At 64.5% G+C, this 18107-nt stretch carries 16 protein-coding genes and 4 tRNA genes; all 20 read left to right on the forward strand.

Annotated elements, in window-relative coordinates; genetic code table 11:
* Position 1: 1 nt before the first annotated feature.
* The 20 genes from JY96_RS12500 (at position 2) to rplA (ending at position 17788) form a co-directional block, all read left to right on the forward strand.
* A complete protein-coding gene (locus JY96_RS12500) occupies positions 2–847 on the forward strand; it encodes a uracil-DNA glycosylase (RefSeq protein ID WP_081961228.1) in 846 nt (281 codons plus the stop codon).
* A gap of 283 nt (positions 848–1130) precedes the next feature.
* The gene (locus tag JY96_RS12505; RefSeq protein ID WP_081961229.1) at positions 1131–2048 is read left to right on the forward strand and encodes a glycosyltransferase family 2 protein; all 918 of its coding nucleotides are present in this window, start codon (positions 1131–1133) and stop codon (positions 2046–2048) included.
* A gap of 156 nt (positions 2049–2204) precedes the next feature.
* Positions 2205–2921 (forward strand): polysaccharide biosynthesis/export family protein, encoded by a 717-nt coding sequence (locus JY96_RS12510; RefSeq protein WP_161784318.1) that lies wholly within the window; start codon positions 2205–2207, stop codon positions 2919–2921.
* 13 nt (positions 2922–2934) lie between these two features.
* On the forward strand, positions 2935–4911 hold the full coding sequence (locus tag JY96_RS12515) for a hypothetical protein (RefSeq protein WP_035037869.1): 1977 nt from the start codon (positions 2935–2937) through the stop codon (positions 4909–4911).
* 8 nt (positions 4912–4919) lie between these two features.
* On the forward strand, positions 4920–6170 hold the full coding sequence (locus JY96_RS12520; RefSeq protein ID WP_081961230.1) for a glycosyltransferase: 1251 nt from the start codon (positions 4920–4922) through the stop codon (positions 6168–6170).
* Positions 6167–7546 carry a cellulase family glycosylhydrolase gene (locus JY96_RS12525; RefSeq protein ID WP_035037872.1) on the forward strand — a complete coding sequence of 460 codons (1380 nt, stop codon included), beginning with the start codon at positions 6167–6169 and terminating at the stop codon, positions 7544–7546. Before JY96_RS12520 ends, JY96_RS12525 begins: the two co-directional genes overlap by 4 nt.
* Positions 7543–8772 (forward strand): glycosyltransferase family 4 protein, encoded by a 1230-nt coding sequence (locus JY96_RS12530; protein ID WP_200883500.1) that lies wholly within the window; start codon positions 7543–7545, stop codon positions 8770–8772. The genes JY96_RS12525 and JY96_RS12530 overlap by 4 nt, the downstream gene beginning before the upstream one ends.
* Positions 8763–9872 carry a glycosyltransferase family 1 protein gene (locus JY96_RS12535; protein ID WP_035037873.1) on the forward strand — a complete coding sequence of 370 codons (1110 nt, stop codon included), beginning with the start codon at positions 8763–8765 and terminating at the stop codon, positions 9870–9872. Before JY96_RS12530 ends, JY96_RS12535 begins: the two co-directional genes overlap by 10 nt.
* Positions 9869–11275, forward strand: a complete 1407-nt coding sequence (locus tag JY96_RS12540) for an O-antigen ligase (RefSeq protein WP_052162468.1) — start codon at positions 9869–9871, stop codon at positions 11273–11275. The genes JY96_RS12535 and JY96_RS12540 overlap by 4 nt, the downstream gene beginning before the upstream one ends.
* Positions 11272–12096, forward strand: coding sequence for an acyltransferase (locus tag JY96_RS12545; protein ID WP_035037875.1), 825 nt, complete (start codon positions 11272–11274; stop codon positions 12094–12096). The genes JY96_RS12540 and JY96_RS12545 overlap by 4 nt, the downstream gene beginning before the upstream one ends.
* A gap of 12 nt (positions 12097–12108) precedes the next feature.
* On the forward strand, positions 12109–13521 hold the full coding sequence (locus JY96_RS12550; RefSeq protein WP_035037877.1) for a lipid II flippase MurJ: 1413 nt from the start codon (positions 12109–12111) through the stop codon (positions 13519–13521).
* Between the two features lie 67 nt (positions 13522–13588).
* Positions 13589–13674 (forward strand) — tRNA-Tyr (locus tag JY96_RS12555).
* Between the two features lie 87 nt (positions 13675–13761).
* Positions 13762–13835: transfer RNA gene (locus JY96_RS12560), tRNA-Gly, on the forward strand.
* A gap of 131 nt (positions 13836–13966) precedes the next feature.
* A tRNA-Thr gene (locus tag JY96_RS12565) sits at positions 13967–14041 on the forward strand.
* Between the two features lie 72 nt (positions 14042–14113).
* Positions 14114–15304 (forward strand): elongation factor Tu, encoded by a 1191-nt coding sequence (gene tuf / locus JY96_RS12570; protein ID WP_035037879.1) that lies wholly within the window; start codon positions 14114–14116, stop codon positions 15302–15304.
* Positions 15305–15330: 26 nt separating this feature from the next.
* A tRNA-Trp gene (locus JY96_RS12575) sits at positions 15331–15406 on the forward strand.
* A gap of 86 nt (positions 15407–15492) precedes the next feature.
* Positions 15493–15876: a preprotein translocase subunit SecE gene (gene secE / locus JY96_RS12580; protein WP_035037881.1), complete on the forward strand. Its 384-nt coding sequence runs from the start codon at positions 15493–15495 to the stop codon at positions 15874–15876.
* 37 nt (positions 15877–15913) lie between these two features.
* The gene (gene nusG / locus JY96_RS12585) at positions 15914–16483 is read left to right on the forward strand and encodes a transcription termination/antitermination protein NusG (RefSeq protein WP_035037883.1); all 570 of its coding nucleotides are present in this window, start codon (positions 15914–15916) and stop codon (positions 16481–16483) included.
* Between the two features lie 172 nt (positions 16484–16655).
* Complete coding sequence (gene rplK, locus JY96_RS12590; RefSeq protein ID WP_035037885.1) at positions 16656–17087, forward strand: 50S ribosomal protein L11; 432 nt, start codon at positions 16656–16658, stop codon at positions 17085–17087.
* 2 nt (positions 17088–17089) lie between these two features.
* Positions 17090–17788: a 50S ribosomal protein L1 gene (gene rplA / locus JY96_RS12595; RefSeq protein WP_035037887.1), complete on the forward strand. Its 699-nt coding sequence runs from the start codon at positions 17090–17092 to the stop codon at positions 17786–17788.
* The last annotated feature ends 319 nt before the right edge of the window (positions 17789–18107 follow it).

The raw sequence follows: 18107 nt of genomic DNA on the forward strand, positions 1-18107 counted from the left end.
CATGGGCAGCCAGCAAGCCTTGTTTGATGATGGGGCAACCGCAGCGACCGGCTCGATGGCCGGAACGCAGGGCCTGCAAGTTGATGCCCCACTTGACGCCCCACTTGGCGCATTGGGGGGCCACCAACTCGACCGCCCCTTGGGGCAATTGTTCGATGAGGTGCCGCCCGACTGGCAGCCGCTCACGGCGGCCTTTCGCGCCAGCCCGCTGGGCGCAGCGCTGGTCACCAGGGTCGAGGCCGCTCGCCAGGCGGGTGAGGCCCTCTTTCCGCAAGATGTGTTTGCCGCCCTGCGCCTGACGCGTCGTGCGCAGATCAAGGTGGTCATCCTCGGGCAAGACCCGTATCACGGGCCGGGCCAGGCTCACGGCCTGGCGTTTTCGGTGCGTCCTGGCGTGGCCATCCCGCCCAGCCTGCGCAACATCCGCAAAGAGATCCTGCGTGATCTGGGTTTGACGCCACCGGTGCACGGTTGCCTGCAAGCCTGGGCCGAGCGGGGCGTGCTGCTGCTCAACACGGTGCTGACGGTCAAATCCGGCGAGGCCGCCAGCCATGCGGGTTGGGGCTGGGAAGCCTTGACCGATGCGCTCATCGCCGCGGTGGCGGCCGATGCCGGGCCCAAGGTTTTCATGCTCTGGGGCGCGCATGCGCAACGCAAGGCACCCTTGATCGCGCAGGCCGCTGCGCAGCCGGGCGACGAGGCCAGGCACCTGATCCTGCAGAGCAACCATCCATCGCCTTTGTCCGCCACGCGCGGGCCGGTGCCATTCGTGGGCAATGGCCATTTCAGCCAGGCCTGTGCGTTCTGGCAAGAAAAGGGCGCCGAGCTGGACTGGTCGCTGAGCTGATCGGCGTCTGCCGCGCGCATGCCCGCGTGTGACGCATGCACAACATCAGGGCAGAAATGCCGACATGTATTGTAACGCGAAGCGTTAAATTCGCGGCTATTGAAACGGGTGCGTACAAGTACCACCTGTTTGCGGGGCCTAGGGTTCACCCTGATTCGACCGGAAACATTGGAAAATCCTGCATATCGTTCAGCGAAAACTGAATGCATCCATTTTCCGATAGCCCGCGTACGTGCTTCTCTGCTTCGTGTGTACCTGGCAGTGCTTCAGAGGGACCCTCACCATGACCGAAAACCAGTTTTCTGGCCAGCAGGCACCCTCCAGCAGCCTGGGTGTGGTCATCGTCAACTACCAGACCTACGACCTGACCATGCAGTGCGTGGCGTCCTTGCTGGAGCACCACATTGCCCTGCCGCAGCACATCGTCGTGGTCGACAACGATTCGCCGGATGGCTCGGGCCAGCGGCTGAACCAGAGTCTGCCTGAGGGCGTGGTGCGCGTCTTGTCCAAGGTCAATGGGGGTTTCGGTGCGGGCGTGAACCTGGGCGTCGCGGCCCTGAAAACCGATCTGGTGCTGGTGCTCAACCCGGACACCCACTTCCTGCGCAACAACATGGACGTGGTGCGCCGCCTGTTCGACCAGCGTCCCCGGCTGGGTGTGGTGGGCCTCAAGCTCATCAACCCCGATGGCAGCCTGCAGTATTCGGCCCGCCGCTTCTATTCCTTGCCCGACATCCTGGCGCGGCGCACGCCGTTGGGCCGCCTGGCGCCCATGCGCAAGCTGGAGCGCTCGCACCTGCTGACTCGCAAATGGCGCGACGAGCCTTTCGAGGCGGACTGGGTCATGGGCACGGGCTTCATCGTGCGCCGCAGCGCCTTCGACATGGTGGGCCGCATGGACGAAGGCTACTTCCTGTATTTCGAGGAGGTGGATTTGTGCGCCCGCATGTGGGCTTACGGCTGGCGTGTGCTGGCCGTGCCCGAGGTCGAACTGGTGCATGACCACCAACGTGCCAGCGGCGCCGGCATCCTGTCGCGTTCGGGCAAGACCCACCTGCGCAGCATGGCGCGCTTTTTCGCCAAGTTCGGAGTGCCCTGGGTGCGGCGCCCTTCGCGCAACCGCATGGCCGCGGCGCTGGTGCGCTGGCAGCACTCGATCGGCGCAGCGGCGCACATCACGAAGCCACAACATGGGGGGTGAGCCCCGCCATGCGGGTAGCCTGCCGGGTTTCGACCTCTTATCATCCGCGCACGGGCGTTCGCTCGTGCCGAGCCCTGTCTGTGTTTCATGAAGATGTACCTAGTGCGCCTGCTGACCTTTGTGCTTGCGGTATGCAGCCTGTGTGCCTGCACGCCCATGAGCGTCCTCGAGACGCCGGACGAAGCGTCGCTCCAGGTGATCACCTTGTCGACCGCCCAGCTGGCCGCCATGCCCAAGGCGCCGACGCGCATCCACGCGGGGGACACCTTGCGCATCGTGCGCGACGCGCAGGATTCGGCCTCGCTGGACTTGCGCAACCTGGTGGAAGACAGCCAGACACAGCTTTACGTGGTGCGTTCCGATGGCACGTTCTCGTTCCGTTACGCGGGCACCGTCGAAGCCGCGGGCAAGACGCCTGATGAACTGGCCACCCTGTTGCGCAGCAAGCTCGACACCTACTACCGCGAGCCCGGCGTGACGGTCAACATCGTGTCTTCGCCTTCCAGCAAGGTGGTGATCGGTGGCGCGGTGCGCAACCCCCTGACCATCGACCTCAATGCCGTGGCCAACCTGGAGCAGGCCATGTTCGCCGCGGGCGGGCTGGCCGTGTCGGCCGACCCCAGCCGCGTGGCCCTGCTGCGCCTGGATGACAAGGACCGCTACCAGGTCTACTACGTCAACTTCAGCAACGTGCTGCAACAAGCCGGCGATGGGCGCACGTCGATTGCGCTGCAGCGCGGCGACATCGTGTTCGTGCCCAAGTCCACGGCCGGGGGCAAGGCCGATGGGGTGGACTTGTATTTCAATCAGCTGCTGCCGTTCTCGCGCTCCGTGGGTGTGGGCCTCAACGGCAATGTCAATCTGAATCACTGATCGCGCTCTTTACATGATCGATATTCGTTCTTTGCGCGATCTGATTCGCCTGTTCTACATCTTCAACCCTCAGTTCCGCCTGGCCTTCGTGACGACGGTGGTGCTGGCCGTGCTCGGCGCCTTCCTGCTGCCGCACAAATACGTCTCGGATGCGCGCCTGCTGGTCAAGCCTGGGCGCGAGAACATGACCGTGCCCATTGATGCGGGCGACCGTCAGACCATCTACCCGCAGAGCACCACGCGTGACCCGATCATTGACGAGGAGAAGATGATCACGGGCCGCCCCGTGTTGATGGAGGTGGCGCGGCTGTACCTGAACGAGATGAGCGCCGAGAAGCCCAGGGACGGCGTGTTCGCGTCGATCAAGGGTGGGCTGAAGGCCGCCAGGCGCGCCGTGGGCAAGGCCGTCGCCGAGGGGCTGTCCTTCATCGGCCTGGCCGAGGTCCAAAGCGAAGAAGAGGCTCTGGCCGAGTTGCTGGCGGCGCGCTTTCAGGTCAGCCACGGGCCGGGCTCCAATGTGATGGAGTTGAGCTTCACCTGGAGCGATCCGCAACAGGCGCAGCGCGTGCTGCAGACCTGGGTGCGTGTCTACATGGATCAACGCACGGCCGCATTGGGCCGCAAGGGCCTGGTCCTGTTCTATGAGGGCAAGGTGCGTGATGTGGATCAGCAGATCGAATCCGCCAAGTCCCTGCTGCGTACGCGTCTCGAAGAGATCGACGGCACCAGTGCGCAGGAGCGCCTGGACAACCTGGGCAAGCGGCTCAATGACCTGCGCACCCGCCTGGCCGAGATCGTGGCCGAGCGCAATGCCTTGCAGAACGGCATCAGCTTCGCAGCGGGCCGCGCGCGCGCCCTGCCCAAGGAGTCCGTGTCCGAGCGTGACCTGAGCCAGAGCGCCAGCTGGCAGGCGCTGAGTGCGCAACTGGCCGAGCTCAAGCGCCAGCGCGCCGATGCGCTGCGCGTGTTCAAGGACACCGCGCCCACCATCCTCGCCCTCAACGAAAGCATCAGCACGCTGGCGTCGCAACTCAAGGCCGAAGACCGTGTGGTGCAGCGTTCCGAGAAGCGCACGCCCAATGAGCTCAATGTGAGCATGGAGCGCAACCAGCTGGAGAAGTCGGTGCGCCTGCAGGAGCTCAACACCCTGTACGCCGCCTTCGACAAGGAGATCAACGATCTGCAAGCCACGCGCCGCAAGGTGCTGGAGCATGAGCCCGAGCTGGCGCGGCTCGAGCAGGTGCTGTCGGTGGCGGAGAAGAGCCGTGGCCTGTACCTGGACAGCCTGGAGAAGGCGCGCATCGACCAGGCCCTGGACGACCAGCGCATCAACAACATCGCCGAGATCCAGGAGCCCACGTTCAACCCGACCCGCAGCTCGCCCAAGAGCTTGTTGCTGATCCTGATGGCCTTGCCGGCCGGTGGCATGGTCGGGCTGCTGGTGGTGTACCTGTGCTCGCTGTTTGACCAGCGCATCCACGATGGTGGTCGCTTCGAGGAGCGCTTTGGCGTGCCGTTGTGGTCCACCGTGAAGGACATCACCGAAGGCGGGCCGGACAACGACTTCCATGCCAGCCTCTACCGCATCTACGGCACGCTGCCACTGGCGCGCATCAAGCAGGAAGGCCTCGTCCTGGGCCTGGCCTCGGCGCGTGCCGGCGAAGGGGTGAGCTTCATCGTCGCCCACCTGAAAGCCTTGCTGGATGCGCAGGAGGTGGCGGTACGTGTCAACCCCGATGTCGCCAAAGCCGCACCGGGTGAGGTCGTTTTGCTTGAAGCTTCGGGTTTGCACAGCAACCGTGAGGCATTTGTGCGACTCAGTCAGGCCAATCTCATCGTCTTGGTGGTGGAAGCACGCGCCAGCACCATCCCCGTGGTGGACAATGCGCTGGGTGTCTTGCGCACCGCCTTCCGCAAAGTGGACGGCGTCATTGTCAACCGCCGGCGATTCGAACTTCCCCCGAAGGTGCTTCGCTGGCTGCAACGTTGAGGGGCGTTATGCGTCTGGCCTTGTTGTCGCCTTTGCCACCTGAACAAAACGGGATCGCCGATTACGCGGCCCATTTCCGCACCTCGCTCAACCAGGCGGGGGTCGATGTGCTCACGCCGCTGGCAGGGCAGCGTCCGATCGAGTCCCTGGCTGCTGCGCGCGCCTGGGTGGCCGAGCGCGACTGGCGCCGTGTGGACGTGGTCCATGCCGAGCTAGGGGGCGGTCGTCAAAGCGAATTTCTCACCTTGTGCGCCCTGGCCAGTCTGCCGAATCGGCCGGCCTTGTCGGCCACCGTGCACGATCCCGAACGCCTGATCTGGAAGCCCGTCAACCGCGTGTGGTCCATGGTCAACGGCATGTCGGCCATGCCACGCACGGCCAAGCAGGCCGTGGCCTTGCTGTCCGACCCCGCCACGCTGATGGCCGAACGCAAGCTGGCGCGTCAGCTGGATGGCCTGGTCACCTTGACCCAGACCGGCGCGAGCCGCCTGGTCAAGCGCATGAAGCTGCCGGTCGACCGCGTCAGCGTCATCTCGCATGGCGCCCTGACCCTGCCGCACAAGCCGCTGCCGCCGCTGGACCCGATCCGCCTGCTGTACTTCGGTTTCATCTACAGCGGCAAGGGCATCGAGGACCTGATCGACGCGGTGGGCAAGGTCAAGGCGCAACAGCCTGAACTCGCTTCGCGTCTGCGCTTGACGATTGCGGGCGGCACGTCCCCCGACATCGCGTTTGGCGCGCAAGGCAGCTACCTGGACCAGTTGCGCGCCCGTGTCGAGCGACGCGGCCTCACGCCCCAGGTCGACTGGGAGCTCGATGTCGACGAGCGTGACATCCCTTACCTCATCCAGCGTCACCATTTGATGGTGCTGCCTTACCGCGAGTCGCGCAAGCTGGCCTTGCTCGGGCAGATGCGCGGCACCAGTGGCTCGCTGGCCTGGGCCATCGCCTGCGGCCGCGGCGCCATCACCTCGGATGCCCGCGCGTTTGCTGAAGAGATCAGCCATGGCAACGGTTCGTCCTATCGCCAGGGCGACGTGGCGGCCTTGGCCGCGCAGATCGAAGGCGTGCTCAACAAGCCCGAGATCCTGTCGCAATGGGCCGACCGCGCCAGCGCGCTGGCCCAGGAGCGCGCCTGGCCCATGACCGGCCAGCGTTTTGTCGGCCACTTCCAGCGGGCCGTGGCCCGTGCGCCGCGTGCGCGTGGCGTGTCCAGCAGCGGCCCCGCATCGGTGTGGTCGCAAAAGGAATCCCTGTGACCCTGCCGGCCGCCACCCGGCGCCAGCAGCTGCGCCTCGGTGGCGCGCTGGCGCTCGGTGCCGTCGGGATCGGCTCGGGTGGTCGGGCCCTGGCCGGGTGGTCGATGTGGCCCCGCAAGAAGCCGCCTGCCTTGGCATTGATACCCATGCGCCCGGTTGTGTGGCAGGACTTTCTCGGCGTCAATGCGCAGTTTCAGTGGTTCCCGCCCGATGTGGCGCGCCTGCAGGTCGAGCGCCTCAAGGCCCTGGGTTTGAACTGGGTTCGGCTGGCCTTGCACTGGATGCTGATCGAGCCTGAAGCCGGCAAGTGGCAGCTCGACACCACCGACCGCATGATGAGCCTGGTCAAGCAGGCCGGCCTGCACAGCCTGACCTATGTGGTGGGGACACCCCGCTTTGCCAGTTCGGCGCCCGCCGGCGCACCCTACAGCGACAAGTACCCACCCAAAGACCCGGGCGTGTACGCGCAGCGCTTGCAGGGTCTGGTCAAGCGCTACCCCAATGTGGACGTCTGGCAGGTCTGGAACGAGCCCAACATCCCTGCCTTCTGGCAACCTCGCATCGACCCCGAAGGCTATGGCCGCCTGCTGCAACCGGCCGTGGCCGCCTTGCGCCAGGCCGCGCCTGACAAGCCTGTGGCCATGGCAGGCATGGCCTATTACAGCCAGATGGCCGGCCGCGATGGCCTGATGCTCGATGCCATGGGCAAGCTGGGCGCCTACCAGCTCAAGCTGATTGCCTGCTACCACCCCTACACCGCCGAGCCCGAAGGCGCTGACGACGGCTCGCGTGATCTGCTCACGCACGTGCCCTTCCTGAACAAGGGCTTGCGTGCCTATGGCGTCAAACAGATATGGGCCACCGAGTGGGGCTGGTCCAGTTACGACGGCCCGGTGGAAGAGCAGCCCCTGGTGGGCGAAGACGGCCAGGCCAGCTACACGCTCAAGCGCCTGGCCCTCATGGCCACGCAGGACTTCGACCGCGTCTTCCTGTTCACCCTGGCCGATCTGGATGACCCTCGCGTTGGCCCACGCGACAAGCGCTACGGCCTGCTGCGCGCCAATGGCCAGCCCAAGCCGGTCTACACGGCCTTGCAACGCTTCCTGTCCATCAGCGGGGCACGCCTGGAGCCTGCCCCGCTGATGCGACTGGCCGAGGGCAAGCCTGAAGGGCTGGTCAGCATCCAGTGGCAACGCGGCGATGGCAAGCGCCTGTGGATGGCCTGGGCGCACGAGCCCATGCGCGTGACCCTGCCCGACGTCAAGGCCGGCGTCTGGCACGACCCACAGCGCGGCACACAGCGCGCGCTCAAGGCGGATGCACAAGGCCTGGTGCTGGACATCGGCACCGATCTTCAGATGCTGGTGTACGCATGAAGCCTTTGCGCATCTTGCTGACCATGCCTTATCTGCCCTGGCCCATCACCAGCGGGGGCAAGGCGCGCCAATATCACCTGCTGCGTGCGATGGCGCAGCGTGGCCATGACATCACCCTGCTCGTGCAAGCCAAGACAGAGGCCGATGCCGATGTGAAAGCGGCGCTGGCCCCATGGGTCAAAGAACTCATCGTCTTGCCGCGTCGCGCCCTGAAGGACCCGCGTACCTTGTGGCGTGCGGCCTTCTCGCCCTTGCCCCTGCTGACCACGGTCAACGGCCATGCACCGGCCTTGACCCGCCAGTTCGAGCAGCTGCTCCAGCGCCAGCATTGGGACATCGTCCAGATCGAGCACAGCTATGGCTACCAGCCTTTCGAGGCCGTGTTGAGTCGCCATCGTCAGCCCTTTGTGCTCGTTGAGCACAACGTGGAGTCCGAACTCGGGGCGGCCACCTACGGCAAGTGGCCCGCGTGGGCCAAGCCCTTTGCGCGTTACGACCAATGGCGTGGCCGACGCTGGGAACGGCATGTGCTGGGTCAGGCCAGCCTGGTCGTGGCCGTCACCGAATCGGATGCGCGCAAGCTGGGGGCCTGGACGCGCCGCCCGCCGCATGTCGTCACCAATGGCGCGGACATCCAGGGTTTTGCCAGCGTCAAGCCTGATCTGGCCAGCAAGCGCGTGCTGTTCGTGGGCAACTACGAATACGCACCCAATGTGGACGCCATCGAGTGGGCCATGGAGGCCATCTGGCCGCGCCTGTGGGCCTTGCAGCCTGACGCGCGCTTCGTGGTGTGCGGCCACGCCTTGCCACCGGCCTGGCGCCAGCGCTGGGCCGACCCGCGCATCGAATGGCGCGGTTATGTCGACCACCTGCCCTCGGTGCAGTCGCAGTCGGCGGTGTTCCTGGCGGCGCTGCGCTTTGGTGGCGGCTCCAAGCTCAAGGTGCTGGAAGCCCTGGCAGCTGGCCTGCCCGTGGTCAGCACCACCGAAGGGCTCTCCGGCCTGGGGGTGAAAGCGGGCGAGCAAGCCATGGTGGCCGACAACGCCGAGGCCATTGCCCAGGCTGTGTCTCACTTGCTCGATCACCCCGAGCAGGCGGTGCAGATGGGCCTGCGCGCACGCGCACACGTTACCGCGCGCTTTGACTGGCAGGCCTGTGCCACGCAACTCGAAGCGGCCTACGCTGCCTTGCTGGCCGATGACAGAAGGGAGCCAGCATGCGCGTAGGGCTGGACATCCGCCCCTTGACCGCGGCGCCTTACTCCGGTGTGGGCCGCCAGGCCCTGGCGCTATACAACACCGTGCGCCTGCGTGCAGACACCGAGGTCGTGCCGTTCACCAACGCGCCCTTGACGCACCAGCACCGCACCTGGGCCTGTGCGCCGCAGCGCCCCGCCGCCATCGAGGGCCTGCGCAGCCCGCGCGAGCGCCTGCGCTTCGAGCGCGACTTCCTGCCTGACGCACTCAGCGCCCTGGCCATTGATGTGTACGTGGCCACGGGCAACATGGGCCTGCCCATCGGCCTGAGTGATGTGCGCCGCCAGCGCACACGCTGGGTGCTGCAGCTGCACGATGTCTTTCAGATCACGCAGCGCGACCCGCAGCAAACGGGCGTGAAGGCGCTGTTTCATCGCTGGTGTGACCGCTGGAGCATCGGCCATGCCACTCGTCTGGCCGATGCCATCTGGGTGCCGTCCACCTACACCGCGCAGGCCCTGGTTGATCTGTTTCCTGACACGCGGCAACGCATCCGCCTCCTGCCTGGTGCGGTGCCTTTTGAGGCCTGGCAATGCCTGCAGCAGGATGTCTTCGCGCCGCCGCGTTACTGGTTGATGGTGGGCACGCACGCACCGCGCAAGAACATCGCCTGGTTCCTGCAGGCCTGGCAACAAGCCCGCGACACCTGGCCGGACCTGATCCCGCAACTGGTGGTCATCGGCCACCCACGCGATGTGCCCGACGCACCCTCCCAGGTGCGTTTCGTGCATGGCATCAACGATGCGCAACTGGGCAACTGGTACCGCCAGGCCGAGCGCCTGTGGCATCCCTCGCTGGCCGAAGGCTTTGGCCTGCCCGTGCTCGAAGCGGCGGCTTGCGGCACGCCCGTGGCCACAGCCCGCGGCTCGTCGCTGGATGAAGTCACGCCACATGGCGCCCCGCGTTTCGACCCCGAGGACAGCGTGGGCCTGGTCCAGCTGATGCACCGCGTGGCACGGCAGGGCCGCAGCGAGGATGAGTCGCTGGGTGCCTTGCATCAATGGGCGCAACGTTATGACCTGCCCACTTACGCCAGTCGCGTCGACGAACTCTTGCGGGAGCTGGCATGAGCCTGCTGCCCCGTTTGCAACTGAGCGCGTCCACTCTGCTGCCCGTGCTGGCCGGGCTGCTGTTTGGCAGTTTGATGCTGCTGGGCGGCCCGCCCGCCTTGGTGGGCGCATTGGTCGCCGTGCTCACAGTGGTGGCCATCCTGACCCGGCCCGTGCGTGGCCTGCTGCTGTTTTGCCTGATCGCCCCCTTCGTGCCCTGGACGACGGTCACCATTGGCATCCGCATGACGGTCTCCGAGGCCCTGCTGGCGCTGACATGGGCAGGCGTTTTCACACAGTGGCTCATGGGGCGTTTGCCTTCGTGGAAGGCGGGCCCCACCGAGCGGCGCATGCTGTGGCTCATGGCCTGGAGCATCGTGCCGCTGGTGGCGGGCCAGTACATGGTTCATGAAGAGGGCAATGGCCCGGTCAACTGGGTGCGCTGGCTGCTCAACGTGTCCACGCTGTTGCTCGTCCCCATCCTCACCCCGACACCAGCCTTGCGCCAACGCATGATGGATTGCCTGGTGATCGGCTTCACGGCCATGCTGGCCTTGTCCTTGGGTGTGTTCATCAAGAGCCCCGACGCCCGCACCATGATCCCGGTGTTGGCCAGCCTGCACTATGCGCACCCCGAGGCCCTGATGGACATCTTCTCGTCCATGTACAACCGCATGGCCTCGCCCTGGGTGCACCCCAACTCCACCGGTGGGGTGCTGCTGCTGGGGGTGCCCTTGGCCGCGTTTTATGGCGTGTCGCAAACAGGTTGGCGGCGAGCCCTGAGCCTGTTCGTGGCGCTGGCGGGTTCGGCCGGCATCGTGTTCAGCGGCTCGCGGGGGGCCTTGTTGTGCCTGGCCGCACTCGTGGTCTGGCTGGCCTGGCGCCGCGTGCCCATGGCCGGTCGCGCCCTGTTGATCGGTACCTTGCTGGCGGCCACGATGCTGGTGGCCTACCCGCCAGCGCGTGAACGCCTGGTCTCGCTGACCCAAGGCTCGCAAGACGCCAGCACCAGTGTCCGTTTTGATGAATATCGCAACTTCCACCGTGCGGTCGAACGCTACCCGCTGGGCCTGGGCTTCAAGGTCGAAACCCCGGCCACCGGCGGTGGCGTGTACGGCATCTCCAACCTCTGGCTCAACTACTGGTACAAGCTGGGCCTGCCCGGCATGCTGTTCTTCATCGCCTTGACCGTGGCCTGGTGGCGAGAAGTCCGCCTGACGGGCGACCTCTCCAAGATGAAGGCCGACCAGGCCCTGCACGTGGGCAGCGTTGGCGCGATGCTTGCTGCGCTCCTGACAGGCTTCATCGATCACTACTTCAGCTTCACCCAGGTTTTGATCGCCTTGTTCTGGCTGACCATGGCCATCAGCCTGCAGGCCTCGCGCCCCTTGCCGCAGCCTGTTCGCGAAACGACACCGTCATGAAACACCGCATCCTTCACAGCAACAACCTGCGCGAACGCCTGGCCGACTACGTCGCGCGCCTGAACGTGGATCTGCCCGCGCTGGCCGAGGCCTTTGACTGGATGTGCACCCACGATGTGGCCTTCGAGCAGCCAGGTCGCGGTGGCGTGACGCAGACCTACATCGCTTACGTCAACATCGAAAAGCGCATCGAGCATCCGCTGGCGCGGCGCTTCTATGCCATGTTGCGCGACGAGATCCCGGCGGGCTTCGTGCCCCTGTACGGCATCAACTGGCCCACCCTGGTGGACCGTTGGCGCCGAGCCTGGGAGCAGGTCTACAACATGCTGATCAACAAGATCCCCAGCCACACCATCCGCCTGGCCTGGTTGCGCATCGGTGGCGCCAAGATCGGCAAGGGCTCGACCTTGTGGCGCAACACCGAGGTGCTGGGCATCGAGGGGCTGCAGATCGGTGACGACACCTGCATAGGCTGGCACTGCCAGATCGATGCCCGGGGTGGTCTGCGCATCGGCAACCACGTGACCATCGCGTCCCACACGCTCATGATCGCTGGCGGCCATGACATGAAGGCGCCCGAGTTCTGGGCCGTGGGTGGCCCCATCGTCATCGAGGACTACGCCTGGATCACCACCCGCGTGATCTTGCTCACAGGTGCCTACATTGGCGAAGGCGCCGTGGTGGCCGCCAACACGGTGGTGGCGCGTGCCGTTGAGCCCTACACCATCGTGGGTGGAGAGGGGCCCAAAGTGATGGGTGAGCGCGTGCGTGGCCTCAACTACAAGGTGGGCGGCAAAGGCCTGTTCACCTTGTTCCACTGACCGGTCCGCAACGTGCTGGGCTCGGCATCCCTGCTGACCTTGGTCACGCTGGCTGGCTTGGTGGCGGGCTTTGCGCGTGAATGGCTGCTGGTCGCCAACTGGGGCGCGGGCGCACGCACCGATGCCTTTGTGATCGCCATGTTCCTGCCCGAGGCCATCCGCAGCATGCTGGCGGCCGGTTTGCTGACCTCGTCCGCATTGGCCTTGTGGCAAGGGCGAACGCCCGTTCAGCGGTCACACTGGTTCAGCCAGCTCAGCATGGTGCTGGGTCTGGGGAGCGTGGCCCTGGCTGCGTTGATCAGTCTGGCGTCACCCGGGCTGGTTCACCTCATGGGGCCGGGGCTGACGGCGGCGCAGCAAGCCGATACCGTGGGCGCTTTGCGCATCCTCGCCTGGAGCCTGCCCGGGCTGGTGCTGCAGGCCTGGTGGGCGGTGCCCAGGCAGGCCGCCGGTCACTTCCTGCTCGCCGGCATGGGCTCCCTGCTCTACAACCTGCCCGCCATGCTCTACCTGGCGTGGCAGCGCCAGCAATCGCAAGAGGCCATGCTGTCATGGGCCTTCGTCGGCGGCAGCCTGGCCATGGGCCTGATCATGCTGCCATCGGCCGTGCAAAGTGGCCTGCGCCCGGTGTCCTTGCGGGGCAGTCGCGCCACCATGGTCGAACTGGGGCACAAGTTGGCGCCCTTGCTGGGCAGCGCCCTGGCGGGCCAGGGCCTGACCTTGCTGGAGCGCATCGTGGCGTCCTACCTGGGCGAGGGCGTCGTCACGGCGGTCAACCTGGCGCGCAAACTCATCAACCTGCCCTTGATTGCGCTGCAAAGCCTCAACCAGGTGCTCCTGAGCCTGATGAGCCGCAGCGAAAACGAGCGGCTTGTCTTGCTGAAGAGGGGCCTGGCCGCGGTCACGGTGGTGTCCCTGCCGGCGGCGGTGGGCTTGATGCTGGGCGCGCCGGCCTTGGTTGGCATGCTGTTTCCCAAGGTGCAGGGCACGGCGGTGGTGGTGCCGCTGCTGGCCGGTTATGCCGCTGTCCTGGTCCTGGCCAGCTGGAACACCTTGCTGGCGAGATACCACTACGCCGAAGGCGACACGCGCGGCCCGGTTGTGGCCGAACTGCGGGGTAGCCTGCTGCAGGCCTTGGCGCTGGCGCCCCTTGCGTGGGTATCTGGCTCTTTGGGCATCGTCTGGGCCCTCCTGGCGGGCACCTTGTTGACGGGGCACCGTTTGCTGCGTGCACCCGGTCTTCAGCAGGGGCTGGGCTTGTGGCCCCAGGCCTTGGCGTCTGCTGCGTGGTTGGTGCTCGCGTGGTGGGGGCTCAGGCCCTGGCTGAGTTCGGATGCATGGTGGCAACTGGCTGAAGCCGCCGCCGCCGGGGTGGCCTGCCTGCTGAGCATGGCCATCTGGCTGCGCCCCTGGCGCCTCCGGTGAAATCGCACAAAAAACCACAAAACCTTGGCAAGGCCTGAAAAGCTGTGCTAAAGTCTAGGGCTTCCCTGGAGGGGTGCCCGAGTGGCTAAAGGGGGCAGACTGTAAATCTGTTGGCTTACGCCTACGCTGGTTCGAATCCAGCCTCCTCCACCAGGGAAACCTAATTCGTACATGCTGAACGTCAGACCAGGGTTGGTTGGCTCGCCGAAGGTGGGTTGATGGCCATGTGAAGGCTCCCGAGCGGGAGTAGTTCAATGGTAGAACCTTAGCCTTCCAAGCTAATGACGCGGGTTCGATTCCCGTCTCCCGCTCCAAGGTCACGGTTCTGTCACTGCAGGCGTGCTACAGTCGCGGTCTTCGCACGGTAATGCGAAGGGTGCAAAAGTGTCAGGTCGGCACTGGTTTGCGTTCAGGCCCTGGTGGCGGAATTCAAACCTGTGTCGATGCCCATGTGGCTCAGTGGTAGAGCACCCCCTTGGTAAGGGGGAGGTCGGCAGTTCGATCCTGCCCATGGGCACCACACACCCCATCCCTTTTTTTCTTTTCATTCGGCTTTTCATTCGGGCCAATCAGGGCGCCAGGAGCGAGAAACATGGCAAAAGGTAAGTTTGAACGGACCAAGCCGCACGTGAACGTGGGCACCATCGGTCACGTTGACCACGGCAAGACCACGCTGACGGCTGCTATCGCTACCGTTCTGTCGAAGAAGTTTGGCGGCGAAGCCAAGGCTTACGACCAGATCGACGCTGCTCCTGAAGAAAAGGCCCGCGGCATCACCATCAACACCGCTCACGTCGAGTACGAAACGGCCAACCGCCACTACGCTCACGTGGACTGCCCTGGCCACGCCGACTATGTGAAGAACATGATCACCGGCGCTGCCCAGATGGACGGCGCGATCCTGGTGTGCTCGGCCGCTGACGGCCCGATGCCCCAGACCCGTGAACACATCCTGCTGTCCCGCCAGGTGGGCGTGCCTTACATCATCGTCTTCCTGAACAAGGCTGACATGGTGGACGACGCCGAACTGCTGGAACTGGTGGAAATGGAAGTGCGCGAGCTGCTGTCCAAGTACGACTTCCCCGGCGACGACACCCCCATCATCAAGGGTTCGGCCAAGCTGGCTCTGGAAGGCGACACCGGCGAGCTGGGCGAACAAGCCATCATGAAGCTGGCCGAAGCCCTGGACACCTACATCCCCACGCCTGAGCGCGCCATCGACGGCACGTTCCTGATGCCTGTGGAAGACGTGTTCTCGATCTCCGGTCGCGGCACCGTGGTGACCGGCCGTATCGAGCGCGGCATCATCAAGGTCGGCGAAGAAATCGAAATCGTCGGTATCAAGGCCACCCAGAAGACCACCTGCACGGGCGTGGAAATGTTCCGCAAGCTGCTGGACCAGGGTCAAGCTGGCGACAACGTCGGTATCCTGCTGCGCGGCACCAAGCGTGAAGACGTGGAACGCGGCCAAGTGCTGTGCAAGCCCGGCTCCATCAAGCCCCACACGCACTTCACCGGCGAAATCTACGTGCTGTCCAAGGACGAAGGCGGCCGTCACACCCCGTTCTTCAACAACTACCGCCCTCAGTTCTACTTCCGTACGACTGACGTGACCGGTTCCATCGAGCTGCCCGCCGACAAGGAAATGGTCATGCCTGGTGACAACGTGTCGATCACCGTCAAGCTGATCGCCCCGATCGCCATGGAAGAAGGCCTGCGCTTCGCCATCCGCGAAGGTGGTCGTACCGTTGGCGCCGGTGTGGTTGCCAAGATTCTCGACTAAAATACGCAGTTCAGTTTTTGGCCAGTAGGGGTATAGCTCAATTGGCAGAGCGTCGGTCTCCAAAACCGAAGGTTGTAGGTTCGATTCCTACTGCCCCTGCCAGACACTGAACAAAGACACTGTCGCTGTATCACAGCAGCCCGCAGACCGAGAGGTCCGCGGGCTTTGCTGCCTCAAACATTTCGTTCATGGCTACTACGCAAATCGAAACCGTCACGACAAGTGCCGACAAAGCCAAGCTGGCCGTCACAGGCCTGCTGGTCGTGGGCGCCGTGGCCGTGTTCTACCTGCTGGGCAAGCAGGACCTGTGGGTTCGTGTCCTGGCTCTGCTGGTCCTGATTGCCGCGGCCGTGGGCGTGTTCTTCACCTCCGCGCAAGGCAAGGAACTGATCGCTTTTGGTCAGGACTCTGCCAAGGAGCTGCGCAAGGTCGTGTGGCCCAGCCGCCCTGAAGCCACCCAGATGACCGCCTATGTGTTCGCCTTCGTGGTGATCATGGCGCTCTTCCTGTGGCTGACCGACAAGACGCTGGAGTGGGTGATCTACGGCCTGATCCTGGGCTGGAAGCACTGATTTCTGCAAGCAGACACATCGAAGCGAGGTTGATCCCATGACTGACGTTCAAACCACCCCCGCCACCGCTGCCGCACCGCTGCGCTGGTATGTGGTGCACGCCTATTCCGGCATGGAAAAGGCCGTCGAACGCAACCTGCGCGAGCGCATTGACCGCGCCGGCATGCAAGACCAGTTCGGTCGCATCCTGGTGCCGACCGAAGAAGTCGTCGAAGTCAAGAACGGCAAGAAGTCCGTGACCGAGCGCCGTTTCTTCCCCGGCTACGTGCTGGTCGAAATGGTCATGAGCGACGACACCTGGCACCTGGTCAAGAACACCTCCAAGGTGACGGGTTTTGTGGGCGGCGCCAAGAACCGTCCGGTGCCCATCTCGGAAGACGAAGTCATGAAGATCGTCAACCAGATGCAAGAGGGCATCGAGAAGCCGCGTCCCAAGGTTGAGTGGGAAAACGGCGAAGTCGTTCGTGTCAAGGAAGGCCCGTTCACGGACTTCAACGGCTCGATCGAAGACGTGAACTACGAAAAATCCAAGCTGCGCGTGTCTGTCACGATCTTCGGTCGTGCCACCCCCGTCGAGCTGGACTTCGGTCAGGTCGAGAAGATCTAACCGGGCAGATTCAGGCCTTGCAGGTGAGGCCGCAGTCGCAAGGCTGCATCCACCTGCCGTACCAGGCGCGAACGAGACCGCGTCAAGAGGAGCCAGGAAGTTCGTTGTGAACAAGCCTGGCGTTTGACTCAACCGTACTGGCGTGGCCGCCAGGCGGTTCTAGGAGAAATACATGGCCAAGAAAATTGTCGGCTTCATCAAGCTGCAAATTCCGGCTGGCAAGGCAAACCCTTCGCCTCCAGTCGGTCCCGCACTGGGTCAGCGCGGTCTGAACATCATGGAATTCTGCAAGGCGTTCAACGCCCAGACCCAAGGCGTCGAGCCCGGTCTGAAGCTGCCCGTGGTGATCACTGCCTACGCAGACAAGTCCTTCACCTTCATCATCAAGACACCGCCCGCAACGGTGCTGCTGAAGAAGGCTGCCAAGATCGACAAGGGTTCGCCCCGTCCTCAGTCTGACAAGGTCGGCAAGCTGACCCGTGAGCAACTGGAAGAAATCGCCAAGACCAAGCAGAAGGACCTGACCGCTGCTGACTTGGACGCTGCTGTTCGCACGATCGCCGGTTCGGCTCGTTCGATGGGCATCATCGTGGAAGGTGTTTAATCATGGCTAAGCTGACCAAACGCCAAAAGGCTTTCGCTGGCAAGGTGGACACCACCAAGCTGTACGCCTTCGACGACGCCCTGAGCCTGATCAAGGAAGCCGCCGTTGCCAAGTTCGATGAATCCATCGACGTGGCCGTGCAACTGGGCGTGGACGCCAAGAAGTCGGACCAAGTGGTTCGTGGCGCTGTCGTGATGCCCAACGGCACCGGCAAGACCAAGCGCGTGGCCGTGTTCGCCCAAGGTGCCAAGGCTGAAGAAGCCAAGGCCGCCGGTGCTGACGTCGTCGGCATGGAAGACCTGGCTGAGCAAGTCAAGGCTGGCAACATCAACTTCGACGTGGTGATCGCCTCCCCTGACACGATGCGTATCGTCGGTACCCTGGGTACGGTGCTGGGTCCTCGCGGCCTGATGCCTAACCCCAAGGTCGGCACCGTGACGCCTGACGTCGCCACCGCTGTCAAGAACGCCAAGGCTGGTCAAGTCCAGTTCCGCGTTGACAAGGCCGGCATCATCCACGGCACCATCGGTCGCCGTTCGTTCGACGCCGACAAGCTCAAGGGCAACCTGGCTGCTCTGCTGGACGCGCTGAACAAGCTCAAGCCTGCTTCGAGCAAGGGCGTGTACCTGAAGAAGGTCGCCGTGTCGTCCACCATGGGTGTGGGCGTGCGCGTGGACGTCAACAGCATCACGGGCGCCTGATAGGCAACAGACATTGTCGGCTCGGGTCGCAAGGCCTGAGTTGACCGGATCCCGCGCGAGTCTGGTGCGGTGTATCTGAACAAGATTGGTGGGCTGGGGTCCGACGCAAGTCGAGTCCCAGGCTATCAAAGACCGTAGGCGTCAAAGAGCGTGCTTGTACAGGTGCTCCGAGGCTTAATCGTCCAGCCTACGCAGATGGCGTACCCGCTGTTGAAGTGTCCGTGTCGTGCAGCCCTTCGGGGTCTGGATGGCATGGGTTCCGAGGCAGAAGGTCGCTGAAACTGGGTGTGTCCCCAGGTGTCCGCTCCCGATGGGGTGG

The organism is Aquabacterium sp. NJ1, from assembly GCF_000768065.1.
Classification (GTDB): domain Bacteria; phylum Pseudomonadota; class Gammaproteobacteria; order Burkholderiales; family Burkholderiaceae_C; genus Aquabacterium.